The following is a 14750-nucleotide window of genomic DNA, read 5'->3' on the forward strand; positions in this document are numbered from 1 at the left end:
CCCCTCCTGAGAGTTATATCGGTCTTTCGGCCAAGAAAATGAATAAACCTTGAAATAAATATCAAAAATTTCCGCCATTTGGCGCAGCAAAAAAAGAGCCGTCATGCCGACAGCTCCGCCTTACGTAAAATATTCGATTTTCGCTTTCGGGAAATAGGTTTCGATATAAGACTCCAGTGTTTCCCTTAAAGCATGCTCTTCGTCTTTTTGGTATATATACTTGCCGATTCCGTAGCGTCCCCATTTGTATCTGCGCTTTTCTTCATCAAGCTCAAGCTTTGTTTTCGGATAGTTCTTCTCAATCACCCGTTTGGCCGGTTTTGTAAAACGGTGCTGGATCAGTTCAAATGTGATGTCATGCCGAACGCCTTCATCAAGCGCCGCGTCAAGTTTCTCAAACAGTTCCTTATAGCCTTCCTCCCAGCCATCGTGAATATAAATCGGCGCCACGATGAAACCGAGCGGATAGCCCGCTTTAGCGACTTTGACGGCGGCTTCTATCCGTTTGTCGAGCGGAGAAGTTCCCGGTTCAAAGTTTTTAATGACATAGTCCGCATTGATGCTGAATCTGAACCTAGTCTTTCCGTTATGTTTTGCATCAAGCAAATGATCGACGTGGTGAAATTTAGTCACGAATCTGAGCTGTCCCAATTCGCTTTGTCCGAAATGTTCAATGGCTCTTTTTAATGTATGTGTCAGATGATCGATTCCTACGATATCAGACGTACAAGAGGCTTCAAATCTTGTAAATTCCGGCGCCCGTTCTTTCATATACTCATCAGCCTGATCCAGAATCTCTTCCACATTGACATATGTCCGGATGTAAGGCTTTGACCCCATCGTCGTCTGCAGGTAGCAATAGTGGCAATGCCCCATACAGCCCGTCGCAAATGGAATGGCATATTCGGCGGACGGCTTTGAAGAATCGAATTTCAGTGTTTTCCGGACGCCGATTACCAATGTTGATTTCGCGTTCCGGTATTGCTGCAAGTGATTTTTTCCCGGAATATTCCGGACTTGATTATGCGATGTCGTTTCTCTGATCTCAAGCCCCATGTTTTCAAACTTATTTTTCAGCTCTTGTCCTAACGGGTATTCGAGCGCTCTCGGTTCTATATAAACAAGCTGGGGAACAAACGGCTTCAGCATAGACAGACACTCCCTTTACATATTCTCATGTTGTTACTTTCCGTCCAAAAGAGAGTGAATATGCGTTGTAAACATTTCCTTTGATCAATGATACCGGTCTTCTTCAAAAAGCTCGCTGTAAAGCGCTTCCGCTTCCTCATATGTCGAAAAGACCGCGTCATCTTCGGCCAGCGGATGATAGGTTTCGTATAAAAACAGAGAAAGTTCTCCCTCATGATACGGGTGATGGACGATCTCCGCCTCTTTAATATGGGCAACATTGGCGGCATGCGGATTGCGGTAAATCACATAGACCGTATCCCCCGCTGCAAATGATTTTGTCATAATAATCCCTCCTGTTGAAAGTTATTGTTCCCCCCTTTTTTCCGAATATGAAAAAAACCAGACGGCTTACACCGTCTGGCTTTTGTATTACTTATTGAATGTTTCTTTAACGAATGCGACAACCTCTTCTGTCGTGCTCATAGACAAGATTGTTTCTTTGAATGATTCAGCTTCTTTTTTAGAAAGCTTGCTGATCTGCGTTCTTGCCGGAAGGATGGATGTAGCGCTCATTGAGAACTCATCTAAGCCTAAGCCGAGAAGAATCGGAATCGCAATTTCGTCTCCCGCCATTTCTCCGCACATGCCGACCCATTTGCCCTCTTTGTGAGCAGCTTCAATAACAAGGGTGACCAGACGAAGGATCGCCGGATTGTATGGCTGATACAGATAAGCTACGCGCTCGTTCATGCGGTCAGCAGCCATCGTGTATTGGATCAAGTCATTTGTTCCGATACTGAAGAAGTCAACTTCTGTGGCAAACTGATCTGCGATAACGGCTGTAGACGGAATCTCTACCATCATACCGACTTCAATATCGTCAGAAACCGCTACGCCGGCTTCAACGAGTTTTTCTTTTTCTTCGAGAAGAATCGCTTTCGCCTGTTTAAACTCGTTTACTGTCGCAATCATCGGGAACATGATTTTTAAGTTTCCGTATGTACTTGCACGAAGCAGCGCACGAAGCTGAGTTCTGAAGATTTCTTGCTCTTCAAGGCAAAGGCGGATGGCTCTGTAGCCTAAGAACGGGTTCATTTCTTTAGGGAGCTGCAGGTATGGAAGCTCTTTGTCGCCGCCGATATCCAATGTCCGCACGACAACTGATTTTCCTTCCATACGCTCAAGAACCGTTTTATAAGCGTCAAACTGCTCCTCTTCCGTCGGAAGCTGGTCGCGTCCCATGTAAAGGAATTCCGTACGGTAAAGCCCTACAGCTTCTCCTCCGTTTTCAAGAACGCCTTTTACATCATCCGGGGTGCCGATGTTTGCGGCAAGCTCTACATGATGGCCGTCTTTAGAAACAGTCGGTTCATTGACGAGCTTCGCCCACTCAGCTTTTTGCGCCAGGTAAGCACTGTGCTTTTCTTCATATTTCTTTAACGTTTCACTGGAAGGATCGATGATCACATCACCATCGATGCCGTCTACGATTACCGTAACACCGTTTTCAATTGTCCCTGTAGCCGCTTTTGTGCCGACAACAGCCGGAATTTCAAGCGAACGGGCCATGATCGCGGAGTGTGAAGTGCGTCCGCCGATATCAGTTGTAAAACCTTTTACAAACTGGCGGTTTAATTGCGCCGTATCAGACGGTGTCAAATCTTCAGCCACGATAACAACCTCTTCTGAGATCATGCTCGGGTTCGGAATTTCCACGCCCAGCAGGTGCCCCGTCACACGTTTTGTTACGTCACGGATATCCGCCGCACGCTCTTTCATGTACTCGTTATCCATTGATTCAAACATAGTAACGAACATGGAAGCTGTTTCTTTCAGAGCGAATTCAGCATTGACTGAATCTGTGCTGATTTTCTCCTTTACCGGGTTCAACAGCTCAGGATCACTCAGAACTAAAAGGTGCGCGGAGAAAATGTCAGCTTTGTCTTGTCCCAGTTCTTTTAAAGCATGCTCTTTAATTTTTTCAAGCTCTTCTTTAGAACGTACAATCGCTTCATCAAAACGGCTTACTTCAGCCGCAGCATCAGCAATGTTTTTCTTTTCAACCGTTAAGTCCGGCTCTTCAAGCCGGTATGCTTTCGCAATCGCAATTCCGGCTGAAGCGCCTATTCCTTTTAATTCTTGCATTACTCGCCGAGTCCTTCGCTTTTCATTGTTTCTTCTAAAGCGTTAAGAGCATCGTTTTCGTCAGCGCCTGAAGCGGAAATTGTGATTTCAGCGCCTTTAGCGATACCTAGAGACATAACGCCCATGATTGACTTAAGGTTTACTGTTTTGCCGTTATATTCTAAGTTTACGTCAGCATCGTATTTGCTTGCAGTCTGTACAAGAACTGTCGCAGGACGAGCGTGGATTCCGGAATCTGCTGTTACTTTAAATGTTTTTTGTGCCATGATTATCATTCTCCTTTAAATTAAAGCTATTTTACTACACAATATTATATCATACAGCCGTACTTGTCATCTGACAAGCACGGCGTATTTATATGCTTATTTTCCGATTTTCACAATATCTTTTTGTTCCCGTTTTACGGTACCTTCGGCCGAAAGGGAAATCGCTTCACCCTCGGCAAGATTTGTAAAGACAATCGGTGTCATTAATGAAGGAACATGAGGTTTAACCGCTTCAAGATCAACTTCAAGCAGTTTTTGCCCCGGTTCAACCCGGTCACCCTCAGAAACAAAAGAAGTGAATCCTTCACCTTTCAGGCTGACTGTGTCGATTCCGAAATGAATCAGGATCTCTCTTCCGCCGTCAGACTGAAGGCCGATCGCATGTTTTGTCGGGAAAACATTCAGCACTTTTCCGCGGACAGGCGATACGACGATTCCTTCTTCAGGAAGAATCGCAAAACCGTCACCCATCATTTTTCCTGAGAACACCTGGTCAGGCACATCAGTAATCGGATGGATTTCGCCGGTGATCGGAGAAGCGAACACTTCTTCACCCTGCTCGTTTCGGAGCGGATCTGCGATAACCTCTTCAACCTGCTGGCTGACTTCTTCTTGCGCGGATACTTTCGGTTCAGGGCGCGGCGTGCGTCCGGCAATAATATCCTGCATCTGTGTTTTTAAACCGTCAGAACGCGGGCCGAAAATGGCCTGAATGTTGTTTCCGACTTCAAGAACGCCTGAGGCGCCAAGCTGTTTCAGACGGGCCTTATCCACTTTCTTCTGGTCGTTGACCGTAACGCGGAGTCTCGTGATACAAGCGTCAAGGTGCTTAATGTTTTCCTGATCACCCATTGCCTGCAGGATTTCATAAGGAAGGTCGCCGGCTTCGCCTGAGGCGCCCGCACCTTCATCCGCAGCCTCTTCTTCACGGCCCGGCGTTTTCAGATTGAACTTTCTGATCGCAAACCGGAAACCGAAGTAGTAAATGACGGCTAATCCTAAGCCGACCGGAATGACAAGCCACCAAGCCGTCCGGTTAGGCAGAATTCCGAACAGGAAGTAGTCAATCAGACCGCCTGAGAAGGTCATACCGATTTTTACATGCAGCAGCTGCATGACCATAAAGGAAAGCCCCGCGAATACGCAGTGAATCGCAAACAGGATAGGAGCCACAAACAAGAATGAGAATTCAAGCGGCTCGGTAATTCCCGTTAAGAAACTTGTCAGAGCGGCAGAACCCATGATTCCGGCTACAAGTTTTTTCTTTTCAGGCTTCGCTTCATGATAGATTGCAAGCGCTGCCGCCGGAAGACCGAACATCATAAACGGATATTTCCCCGTCATAAATGTTCCCGCCGTCAGCTGCACGCCGTCTTTGATCTGAGCCATGAAAATCCGCTGATCTCCGCGGATGATGTCTCCGGCGGCATCTTTATAGCTGAAAAATTCATACCAGAACGGCGAGTAGAAAATGTGATGAAGACCGAACGGAATCAATGACCGCTCAATCATCCCGAAAATAAAGGCCGCCAAGGTTGGATTCGCTTCCACAAGACCCGTGGAGAAGGAATTCAGACCGTGCTGGATCGGAGGCCAGATCACTAACATAATAAGACCGAGAATTAATGCGGAAATTGATGTGATAATCGGGACGAACCGCTTACCCGCAAAGAATCCGAGGTACTGCGGAAGTTCAATTTTATAAAACTTGTTGAACAATAACGCGGCCAGAACCCCGACGATAATACCGCCGAACACGCCCGTCGCCAAAGTGGGTATCCCCAGCATGTTAATATAGGCCGGATGGTTTTCCGCAAAAAACTTTGCCCGTTCAATTTTGTCAGACGGAATACTGCCGTTTGCCATAAGCACGGCGCTCATGGATACGTTCATGACCAAGTATCCGATAATAGCCGCGATTCCGGCAACACCGTCTCCGTTGGCAAGACCGATCGCAACCCCTACTGCAAAAAGAAGCGGCAGGTTGTCAAATACGATTTGGCCGGCGCTTTCCATGACGTTCGCCACAAGCTGAACGTTATCATTGCTTAAGAAATGCATGACTTGAATCATATCTTTGTTCTGCATGGCATTCCCTAACGCAAGCAAGATCCCTGCAGCCGGTAAAATCGCAACCGGAAGCATAAGAGCACGGCCGATTTTCTGGAGAACGCCGAATAATGCTTTAAACATAAAAGATGTACCTCCTCTGTTAGCTAGTGTGACCTTACAGCGAAAATTCATGACAACGAATTCACTGGCGCAAGTCTTCAGTTTAACCGTTTACATTTGCCCTTTTACACAACAAAAAAGGCATGAGTAAAAAGGGTGTGCAAAATAACGGGATCGTTCTTCCCGTTTTTTTACCCTCAATCACTCATGCCTGATCGAATCAGTGACACGTTTTTAAGGTTTCAACTGAAATTATGAAATTTTATTGGTTAATCGGTACAAATGAAGCGTGAGATAAACCGCTTCCGCCTCATGAACTGGTTTTTTCAGTATTTGCTGCAAGATTTTTATCAGTTTCCAAGCAGTATTGTAGCATAGCGGGTATTCATTTTTCAATAATAACATTAACTTTTCTGGTTCTTTTGTCTGCTCTTCCCGATTAATCCTGTCTATGGTAAATCTGATATGCCGGATCAGCCGCAAATAGTGGACGCTTTCTTTATTCACTTTCATCTGGAAAGATTCCTCAATCACCTGAACGAGGCGGGACATCAGCTGTGAATGCTGATTGACCTCTGAAAGGGGCCGATTCGTCAGGGCGGAATGGATATGCAGAGCGATAAAGCCGATCTCTCCTTCCGGAAGGCAGATTCCCGTCTTTTCATTAATCATGCCGACGACTTCACGGGCAATTTGAAATTCTTCCGGATAAAGCGTTTCGGTTTCCATGAGAAACGGGTTTTTAATGTCAAAACCCTGCTGCAGCCGCTTTACCGCAAAGGCGATATGGTCAGTCAGCGCAATATGGATATGCTCATTTAACGGTTGGCTTGTCCGCTTCTTGATATGATAAATGACGTCATTGGAGATGTCGACAAGTGTCTCGTCCACATAACCGAGGAGCTTTTTAAATTGTTTTTGTTCTTTTTCATCCTTTAAGATGAACATCTTGTCATACCCTTTATCTTCAATGACATCCGCTTGTTTTTTTCCAAAGCCGATCCCTTTTCCGATTAAGACGACCTCACTGTATCTATCATGTGTTGCGATGAGCACATTGTTATTTAATACCTTTTCAACTGTAAAGGACCCCTTCATGATCCTCAGCTCCTTTGTCATTCAATACCTCATATCGTACAAAACGAACGGAAAGCGCGTCAATTCTTTTTTTAGACGGTTGATCGTTCAATAAGGCGGTAATCAAGAACTTTCCTTGCCGGAGGCCCGCCGCTGATCCTGTTCTCAAGCATGTGAAAAGCCTGCTTTCCCATTTCTTTTGTTTGTATATCTATTGTGGAAATACCTAACATCTTGCTGATATCATGATTGTCGATGCTCAAAATCGCAAGCTCTTCCGGGATGCGTATCCCGTTTGCCTTAGCTTCAAGGTAAAGACCTGCGGATACTTGATCATTCGCTGCAAACAGCGCAGTCGGTTTGTCATCCCAGCTCTTCCATCTATGAAAAAGGGCTTTCCCGTCAAGCAGCGTCAGCGCCTTTTCCACAACCAGCTCTTCCCTGTAAGGCTGCCCGATCTTCTTCAGCGCCTCTTTGTATGCGGCAATGCGTACTTGACTGTTTTTTCCCTTTTTTCTGGCCAGGCTGATCGCTATTTTCCGGTGTCCCTTTTCTATCAGATAATCCAGACCGTGCCGAAATGCTTCCCGATGCGGATTACTGATGGAGGAAAGCCCCGCCGCATCAGTGTACTGGCAGAGGATGAGCGGTTCTTTCACGGTAAGCAGATGCTCATCAGGAATTGCTTTGGAGCAGATAATCAGGCCGTCCACTTGGCGCTCCTGTAATTGTGATAAAGCAAAACGTTCTTTTTGCTCCTGATAATCTGTCTGGTATAAAGAAAGATGCACGCCTGACGCTTCGGCAGCCTCGGCAATACCTGCAACAAGGTCTGCAAAATACGGCAGATTCACCGACGGAAGCACCACGCCGATCATATCGGAAAAACCTTTGGATAAATGCACAGCATGAATGTTGCGCGTATATCCGAGCGATTGCATCGCTTTTTTCACTCTTTCTCTTTTGTCCTTACTTACATAAGGATGATCGTTTAACACTCTTGATACCGTGGTAACGGAAACCCCGGCAGCGCCGGCAATGTCTCTGATCGTAGCCATGGCGTCCCCCCTTTCTTTTTTTCCCTTGATCTGGAATGCGTTTCATACAGTAAGCTAGAAACAGATACAGCCTATTCGTTTGAAAGGAGAAGAACAGCGATGGGGATTCTTTGCTTAATCGGTTTGTGTCTGGCCATAATCGGCGGCAGTTACCTTGCCATGCGGCCCCTGAATGAAAAGCATGACATCAAACCATTTCAGCATTTTGATGATTTTTTCATTTAAAAGGTGATAAAAAAGGACGCTGCGTTCCAGAACCGTCCTTTTTTATCACAAAGCTTTCTATTTCAGAATCGTTAATTCTTTCGGATACTGCGTTAATGCTTCGGCGCCGTCTTTTGTGACGAACACATCGTCTTCAATGCGCACGCCGCCGACATCCGGCACGTAAATCCCCGGTTCTATCGTGTAGACCATGCCTTCTTTGAGGAGTGTGTTGTTCGCGCTGCTCATTGATGGATATTCGTGAACCGAAATCCCGAGTCCGTGGCCGAGGCGGTGCGGGAAATAGTCTCCGTATCCTGCTTTTTCAATAATGCCGCGGGCTTTTAAATCAAGATCGCCGATTCTGACGCCGGGTTTGCTTAATTGAAGCGCCGCCTGTTCAGCTTTAAGCACCGTTTCGTAAATCTCTTCCTGTTTCGGGCTGATTGATTGGTATGCGAATGTTCTCGTAATGTCTGAACAGTAGCCGTCAAGAATAACACCCAGATCAAACAGAACGAAATCGCCTTTTTTCAACCGGTCTGCACCCGGATTTCCATGGGGCTGGCCTGATTTTTCCCCGAACAGCACCATCGTTGAAAATGACATGCCCTGCACGCCTTTTTTCTTCAGCTCAAACTCAATCTGCGCGAGTACTTCGGTTTCACTCACACCCTCTTTAAGCGCCGCGACACCGACTTCAACTCCGTAATCCGCGAGTTTTGCCGCTTCCCTGAGAATGCTGATTTCCTTCTCATCTTTTACGAGACGGAATTGGTTGAGCGTTTCTTCTGCCGAAACAAATGCCGCGCCCCCTGAAGCTTGTTTGAGCTGTTCTGAGCGGGAAAGAGAGATCGAATCCTTTTCAACCGCGATGGAATCAAGCCGCACATTTCGTTTTGTGAGCTCGGCTTTGATCAGCTCCCACGGATCTTCGTGATCGCCGTAGCCGATAATACCATGCTCCCACCCGGCGCTTCGGGCTTGTCCGGCTTCCATTCCCGGACAAACGAAAAACGGCTCCTGTTCCTGAAACAGGAACAATCCCATTAACCGCTCATGCGGATCCGTGTAAAAATCAGTTAAATAAAATACGTTTTCCTTTGTATGTATAAACGCCGCATCATGTCCTTCTTTTTTCAGCCAAGATGAAACACGTTCTAATCTGTTCATTTTTTGATTTTCCTCCTTACCAAAGTGACTCTTTATTCATTCTATCAGTTTTCCGGCGTTTATGCTGTGAACGAACATTAAAAAAACAGCCGCCCGATGTGCGGCTGTCATGTTTATTTTAATAATCTCAGTCCGTTCAGTATGACCAGAATCGTGCTCCCCTCATGCCCGATCACGCCAAACGGCAGTTCCATCACCTGCAGAAAGTTAGCGCAGATCAAAAGGCAGATGACCGAGAGCGAGAAAACAATATTCTGCTTAATAATCCGGTTCATTTTCCTTGAGAGTCTGCACATTTTCACAAGCTTGTGAAGATCATTTTTCATAAGGACTAAGTCAGCCGTTTCAAGAGCCACGTCCGTTCCCCCGCCCATCGCAATACCGACGTCAGCGGTTTTCAGAGCGGGCGCGTCATTAATGCCGTCCCCCACCATGGCGATTGTGCCGTACGTTTCTTTCAGCTTCTTCACTTCTTTTGCCTTTTGGTCCGGCAGACAATCGGCAACAACCGTCGTCATGCCCGCCTCTTTTGCAATGGCAGCCGCAGTTTCAGACTGATCGCCGGTGAGCATGGCTGTTTGAATGCCCAGTGATTCAAGCTCAGCCATCACGGCTTTCGCTTCAGGTCGGATTTGATCCTTTAAGGCAAAGCAGCCCGCAATCCGGTCATCTTTCTTGACAAAGACCAGTGTAAAGCCTTTATCCTTTAATTCTTTTCCCGATGTCTGCAAAAAAGCATCTGCCGCATCTTCACCTGCAAATCCCGCTTTTCCGACCATCCATTTGACGCCTTCTATTTCAGCCTGAACACCGAATCCGGACGTCTCGTCAATCGATAGATGTCCTGCGGGCGCGGCGCCCCGGCTTTCGGCAAATTCAGCTATCGCTTTTGCAAGCGGGTGGCTTGATTGCTTTTCTATCCCATACACCGCCTGCATGATCTCATCTTCACTCACATTTTCCGCAGCTTGAAATGCCGCGACTGCCGGCTGTCCCTTAGTGACCGTGCCGGTTTTGTCAAAAGCGATCATCCGTACGCTTCCCAGCTGCTCTAAAAACACACTTCCTTTAACCAATAATCCGTTGCGGGCCCCATTTGAGATAAGGGAAAGCGCAGCGGGCATAATAGAAGCGACAAGCGCGCACGGGGAGGCGACCACCATAAACACCATCGCCCGGTAAAAGGTTTCACTCCAGCTCCAGCCTAAAGCGAAATGAGGAACGAATAAAAGCAAAGCCACGGCTAACAGCACGCCTTTGACATAGACACTTTCGAACCGCTCAATAAATGCCTGAGCCGGTGACACGCTGTTTTGGGCTGATTCCACCAGCCGGATGATTTTTCTGAATAAAGACTGTTCATTTGTTTTCGTCACACGGACCGTTAAGGAGCCGTTTCCGTTTACCGTTCCTGTAAACACAGAATCTCCGGCTGTTTTTTCCGCCGGCATCGCTTCACCCGTAAGCGCCGATTCATCGAGGCTCGTCACGCCAGACTCAATGATCCCGTCTGCCGCTACGCGTTCGCCCGGCTTAATGACGATCATGTCACCGATCTTAAGTTCAGCAGCCGGCACCCGCTTTTCCCGTCCGTCCGCAAGCAGAGTCGCTTCTTCCGGTTCCAGTTTCATCAAAGAGGTTAAATCACGGCTGCTTTTATTCATCGTGTATGTTTCGAGCGCGCCGCTTAACGAAAAAATAAAAATAAGAACAGCGCCTTCCGCCCAATAACCGATCAGGGCGGAGCCGACAGCCGCAAAAATCATCAGCAGTTCCACATTTAACGCCTTCGTCTCAATGGTATCCTCAATTCCCTCTTTCGCTTTTGCAAATCCCCCGATCAGGAAGGCAAGGATATACAAAGTGACGGACAGGCCTTTTGTTTCGGTAAAAAACCAGGCCGCAAGAATAAGGACGCCGGATACGAGCGCCGCAATGAGTTCTGCATGCTGGAGCCACTTTTTTCCGGCCCGCTCTTCTTGTATGTGCTGTTGTGAATGGGTTTGTGTCATCACTTGTTCATTCATTATGAATTCTCCTCTCTAATTGAGAACGCAAATCATCTTCAATTCCCCGATAAAAGCAAAACAGCCACCTGACAGGCAGCATTTTCACAGTGTTATCGCAGTGTTTTCTTTATTATAGCATGCCGGCGGAAGATTTCAATTATAATTGTTTTAATTTCTTTTTGATAATAATTATCATTAGTGTTTCTTCAGCTGTTCATTATATTCAAAAAAGGTGCGGGAAGAATTCCTCCCGCACCTTTTTATTTCTCTGACCATTCTTTTAATTGTGAGGCGGTCATCGGACCGACGATCTTTTTTTCGATTTCTCCTTTTTCATTCAGCAGAAATGACGTGGGAATCGTCATGACATCGTATTCCTTCATAAGCTCGCCTTTCGTGTCAAGAACAATCGGGAAAGTGAGATGGTGCTGACTGACAAAGTTTTGAACGGTATTTTTGTTTCGCTCGGCATTCATCAGATTTACCGTTACAAGGCTTACATCATCGGACTGATGCTGTTCATAATACGTTTGGAATTGCGGCAGTTCTTTTTTGCACGGCGGACACCACGATGTCCAAAAATGCAATATCGTTTTCTGCCCTTTATTCGGAATCGATATCTCGTCTCCTTCAATCGTCTTCATCAGAAACACGGCGGGAACTGCCTGTTTTTCTGATGAGGCGTTTGCTTCAGGCATCCAGACGGCGGCAGCTATCAAAAGGACTGCACATACAATTAGGTGGTTTTTATGCATATGATCTTCCTTTCACGCGTTTCGGATAGCTTGCCCTTCCTTATTGAAATGTATCAGCCTTTTCAGCTTTCGATCCGGGGCGCTGTTCTTCCGCCGCCCGTCAAAAACACGGAGACACCGAGGTCTTTGCAGATCGTCGCGTAATGTAAACTTGTCAGAAGAATCATGCCGGTATTCATGCCGAGTATAATGCCGAGCATTTGCAATTCCGGCATAGAACCGAGCACATACATCATCGAAAGCCCTACAATGCTGCTCCATACGTTATGATAAAACGCCGTTTTCACGTGGCCGATGCCGATCAGACAGGCCTGAAGCGGCATCACAAACAGGTGAAAAAGAAAAAACGGCCACAAAAGCTGCAAATAATACTGCGCTTCCGGAGACTGAAAAAACAAATGGGTCAGCGGGCCCGCGAACTGAAACATGACCCAGACTGCCGGAATGCCGTAGCCGAATGTAATAAAAATCGCTTGTCTCAGCCGTTTCAGCACAATATCATATTGGGACAGCGCATACGCTTCTGAAATGCTGGGAATCATGACGACCATCAGCGAATGGGCGATAAATGCAGGAAACGAACCGATTGTCATCGCTACACCGGCAAGCATGCCGTATTGATCAATCGCGGCTGTCCCGGCTGCCCCGGACGCCAGCAGCGCTCCTTTCACTAAAAAGGGTTCAATGGCGTTTGTCACCGCATGAAATATACGAAGTCCCGTTGTCGGGATGGATACGGCCAGGAGGCGTTTCCGCACGTCTTTCCCGCGAAGATGAATGTGCTGATGGCCGGAAAGCGCCCTCCGCGCCAAAATAAACTGCGTATACAAGTAAACGAACACCACAACATCGCTTGCGACCAGCACAAATAATGAAATGAGCACGGCCATATCAATTTCAAAAGAGTACCATTGAAAAAAGATAAACAGACAAAGCACTTGAATGATTTTTTTCAAGACATTCGCAACCGCGATTTTTCCCATTTGCTGCACACCCATAAAATAACCTCTGGCGATGGATGTAAAAGCGACGACTGGAATCAACCCGATGACAATCCCTTTAATAAACGGGTGATACGTATCGAATACAGGAATGAACGGCAGCGCGATGCTTGCGGCCGCGGTTGAAAACGCGGTAAAAACGGCGGTCATTCTGAAGGCATGCCGGAGCATGCTTTCATGCAGCTTCTGATTGGATTCCGCGATGAATTTTGAAATGGAGATCGGAAGCTCCAGACTTGCGATCACGATAATTAAAAAAATGGTGGGCAGAATGCTCATGTAAAGCCCCATCCCATGCTCGCCAAGCTCCCGCGCCAGTATCATATTCACGACAAATTCCAGACATTCCGCGAAAAAGGCGGCGATGGATAAAAGAATGATCCCTTTCACAAATCGATTCATGGTGTCTCTCCTTGTCTCTCGTTCTTCCATCATCATATGAGACAAGTTCTGAAAATATTTTCGATTTCTCAAAATTGAAAAAAGCATAGCCGGGATATTTTTGATCCCGCTATGCTTACATCGCAAATACGTGTCTGCCGATCCGCTCGATAATTTTTCGCGAACGGATCCAGTGGTCAGATGCCGTTTTCGGATTGTAGAAAAACAACGCGTTCGTTTCTCTGCCCGGATGATCAAGCGCCTCATTTGCGGCGGCGACGGAATCCTTATCCGGCTTTTGATTAATGCTTCCGTTTGCTACCGGTTCAAATGCATTCCTTTGATAGATCACACCCCGAATGGTATCCGGGAAGCCGTTTTTTTCAGTGCGGTTCAGCACTACGCTGGCTACCGCAACCTTCCCTTTATAAGATTCACCTTTCGCTTCTGCGTGAACGAGACGTGCCAGAAGTTGTCTGTCAGCGCGGGAATACGTTTTTTTCGGCGGCTGATAAGCCGTCTCTTCCGGTTTTGCTTTCTTCTCTTGGTGAGATGACAGCTTTATCGGTTGGATAGAATGCTTATGATCCGTTTTTGAAAGCTTCGGAACCGAGCTTTTTTTATTTAAATCAGCAACCAGTGTGCTGGGTTCTTGCTTTGGCTTCTTCGCAAAAGTAAACAGAGCTTCTGTATGTTCAATTTTTGATGCAGGCATAAAACATAGAAAAAAGACAGCCAAGGCAGCAAATTTTGTCGTCATACGATTTCCTCCTTAAATACTTCACTACCTTAACAAGAGCTGTGCGCAAATTCACGGTTAAAGATTTTCCAGTGCTCCCAATCAGCTTTTATGATGGAAGAAGTTCGTTAACAGCCTTGTTATTGGCAGGAAAACAGCCGTCATTTTCACAACATTAACCAAATAGCAGTAAAAGTATCCATCGGAGGGATTTTACATTTTGTTTACATCTGTTACAGCCAGATGAAATGAGAAACTGAAACCCCAAAAAAGACTCCTCAAGTGCGAGGAGCCGTCAGCTTCTTGGCTGTTCTAAATACTGAAATATAACATCTCCGCCCTGCTGGGCAATACCGCGGAAATGCTTAAAATCTTCCTGCTTCGACAAAACCGCTCGAAATGCAAGAAAATGTTCTTTCTGCACCCTGAATTCTTTGATTTCACCGGTGCGCATTTGGTTGATACGTTCTGAAATTTCCTCAGGCAGCAACGAATACAGCCTCCTTTTCTCGGCTTTTTCCCGAAAAACAATATACCATCTTTCCCCCGCCGGGACAATGATTGAGCGGGCTGATACCCATATCGCTTTACTTCTTAAAGAAAATACTGCAAAATATTTTCAAACAGGATTTATGATAA

General features: G+C 46.4%; 14 protein-coding genes. 1 reads left to right on the top strand and 13 read right to left on the bottom strand.

The genetic code is table 11. The features are described 5' to 3' along the window. Positions 1-120: 120 nt before the first annotated feature. From splB to OVA33_RS17830, 7 genes are all read right to left on the bottom strand, one after another. Positions 121-1149 carry a spore photoproduct lyase gene (splB, locus tag OVA33_RS17800; protein ID WP_017417669.1) on the bottom strand — a complete coding sequence of 343 codons (1029 nt, stop codon included), beginning with the start codon at positions 1147-1149 and terminating at the stop codon, positions 121-123. Between the two features lie 84 nt (positions 1150-1233). Then, entirely contained in the window at positions 1234-1473 is a 240-nt protein-coding gene (locus OVA33_RS17805; RefSeq protein ID WP_003154646.1) for a splAB operon transcriptional regulator SplA, read from the bottom strand. Between the two features lie 87 nt (positions 1474-1560). After that, on the bottom strand, positions 1561-3276 hold the full coding sequence (gene ptsP / locus OVA33_RS17810) for a phosphoenolpyruvate--protein phosphotransferase (protein WP_017417668.1): 1716 nt from the start codon (positions 3274-3276) through the stop codon (positions 1561-1563). Next, a complete protein-coding gene (locus tag OVA33_RS17815) occupies positions 3276-3542 on the bottom strand; it encodes a phosphocarrier protein HPr (protein ID WP_003154654.1) in 267 nt (88 codons plus the stop codon). The genes ptsP and OVA33_RS17815 overlap by 1 nt, the downstream gene beginning before the upstream one ends. A gap of 96 nt (positions 3543-3638) precedes the next feature. Beyond that, positions 3639-5735 (bottom strand): glucose-specific PTS transporter subunit IIBC, encoded by a 2097-nt coding sequence (gene ptsG, locus OVA33_RS17820; protein WP_007409599.1) that lies wholly within the window; start codon positions 5733-5735, stop codon positions 3639-3641. A gap of 231 nt (positions 5736-5966) precedes the next feature. After that, positions 5967-6833: a glucose PTS transporter transcription antiterminator GlcT gene (gene glcT, locus OVA33_RS17825; protein ID WP_012117426.1), complete on the bottom strand. Its 867-nt coding sequence runs from the start codon at positions 6831-6833 to the stop codon at positions 5967-5969. Positions 6834-6883: 50 nt separating this feature from the next. Next, the gene (locus OVA33_RS17830; protein WP_017417667.1) at positions 6884-7849 is read right to left on the bottom strand and encodes a LacI family DNA-binding transcriptional regulator; all 966 of its coding nucleotides are present in this window, start codon (positions 7847-7849) and stop codon (positions 6884-6886) included. Positions 7850-7948: 99 nt separating this feature from the next. On the opposite strand from OVA33_RS17830, the gene OVA33_RS17835 reads away from it, so the two are divergent. Then, the gene (locus OVA33_RS17835; RefSeq protein WP_017417666.1) at positions 7949-8074 is read left to right on the top strand and encodes a hypothetical protein; all 126 of its coding nucleotides are present in this window, start codon (positions 7949-7951) and stop codon (positions 8072-8074) included. A gap of 57 nt (positions 8075-8131) precedes the next feature. Here OVA33_RS17835 and OVA33_RS17840 read toward each other — a convergent pair whose 3' ends face one another. From OVA33_RS17840 to OVA33_RS17865, 6 genes are all read right to left on the bottom strand, one after another. Beyond that, on the bottom strand, positions 8132-9226 hold the full coding sequence (locus OVA33_RS17840) for a M24 family metallopeptidase (protein ID WP_017417665.1): 1095 nt from the start codon (positions 9224-9226) through the stop codon (positions 8132-8134). Between the two features lie 113 nt (positions 9227-9339). After that, positions 9340-11253 carry a heavy metal translocating P-type ATPase gene (locus OVA33_RS17845; RefSeq protein WP_017417664.1) on the bottom strand — a complete coding sequence of 638 codons (1914 nt, stop codon included), beginning with the start codon at positions 11251-11253 and terminating at the stop codon, positions 9340-9342. 242 nt (positions 11254-11495) lie between these two features. Next, on the bottom strand, positions 11496-11990 hold the full coding sequence (gene stoA, locus OVA33_RS17850; protein ID WP_063636602.1) for an endospore biogenesis thiol-disulfide oxidoreductase StoA: 495 nt from the start codon (positions 11988-11990) through the stop codon (positions 11496-11498). Between the two features lie 62 nt (positions 11991-12052). Then, the gene (locus OVA33_RS17855; protein WP_003154663.1) at positions 12053-13393 is read right to left on the bottom strand and encodes a polysaccharide biosynthesis protein; all 1341 of its coding nucleotides are present in this window, start codon (positions 13391-13393) and stop codon (positions 12053-12055) included. A gap of 115 nt (positions 13394-13508) precedes the next feature. Beyond that, complete coding sequence (locus OVA33_RS17860; RefSeq protein WP_014417591.1) at positions 13509-14132, bottom strand: cell wall hydrolase; 624 nt, start codon at positions 14130-14132, stop codon at positions 13509-13511. Between the two features lie 274 nt (positions 14133-14406). After that, on the bottom strand, positions 14407-14601 hold the full coding sequence (locus tag OVA33_RS17865; protein ID WP_014304905.1) for a hypothetical protein: 195 nt from the start codon (positions 14599-14601) through the stop codon (positions 14407-14409). Between the last annotated feature and the right edge of the window lie 149 nt (positions 14602-14750).

It is taken from the genome of Bacillus sp. KICET-1 (assembly GCF_027721405.1).
Classification (GTDB): domain Bacteria; phylum Bacillota; class Bacilli; order Bacillales; family Bacillaceae; genus Bacillus; species Bacillus velezensis.

Excerpts from the sequence above, each read along its gene's own strand:
- splB (WP_017417669.1), bottom strand. The coding sequence starts at position 1,149 with ATGCTGAAGCCGTTTGTTCCCCAGCTTGTTTATATAGAACCGAGAGCG.
- OVA33_RS17805 (WP_003154646.1), bottom strand. The coding sequence starts at position 1,473 with ATGACAAAATCATTTGCAGCGGGGGATACGGTCTATGTGATTTACCGC.
- ptsP (WP_017417668.1), bottom strand. The coding sequence starts at position 3,276 with ATGCAAGAATTAAAAGGAATAGGCGCTTCAGCCGGAATTGCGATTGCG.
- OVA33_RS17815 (WP_003154654.1), bottom strand. The coding sequence starts at position 3,542 with ATGGCACAAAAAACATTTAAAGTAACAGCAGATTCCGGAATCCACGCT.
- ptsG (WP_007409599.1), bottom strand. The coding sequence starts at position 5,735 with ATGTTTAAAGCATTATTCGGCGTTCTCCAGAAAATCGGCCGTGCTCTT.
- glcT (WP_012117426.1), bottom strand. The coding sequence starts at position 6,833 with ATGACAAAGGAGCTGAGGATCATGAAGGGGTCCTTTACAGTTGAAAAG.
- OVA33_RS17830 (WP_017417667.1), bottom strand. The coding sequence starts at position 7,849 with ATGGCTACGATCAGAGACATTGCCGGCGCTGCCGGGGTTTCCGTTACC.
- OVA33_RS17835 (WP_017417666.1), top strand. The coding sequence starts at position 7,949 with ATGGGGATTCTTTGCTTAATCGGTTTGTGTCTGGCCATAATCGGCGGC.
- OVA33_RS17840 (WP_017417665.1), bottom strand. The coding sequence starts at position 9,226 with ATGAACAGATTAGAACGTGTTTCATCTTGGCTGAAAAAAGAAGGACAT.
- OVA33_RS17845 (WP_017417664.1), bottom strand. The coding sequence starts at position 11,253 with ATGAATGAACAAGTGATGACACAAACCCATTCACAACAGCACATACAA.
- stoA (WP_063636602.1), bottom strand. The coding sequence starts at position 11,990 with ATGCATAAAAACCACCTAATTGTATGTGCAGTCCTTTTGATAGCTGCC.
- OVA33_RS17855 (WP_003154663.1), bottom strand. The coding sequence starts at position 13,393 with ATGAATCGATTTGTGAAAGGGATCATTCTTTTATCCATCGCCGCCTTT.
- OVA33_RS17860 (WP_014417591.1), bottom strand. The coding sequence starts at position 14,132 with ATGACGACAAAATTTGCTGCCTTGGCTGTCTTTTTTCTATGTTTTATG.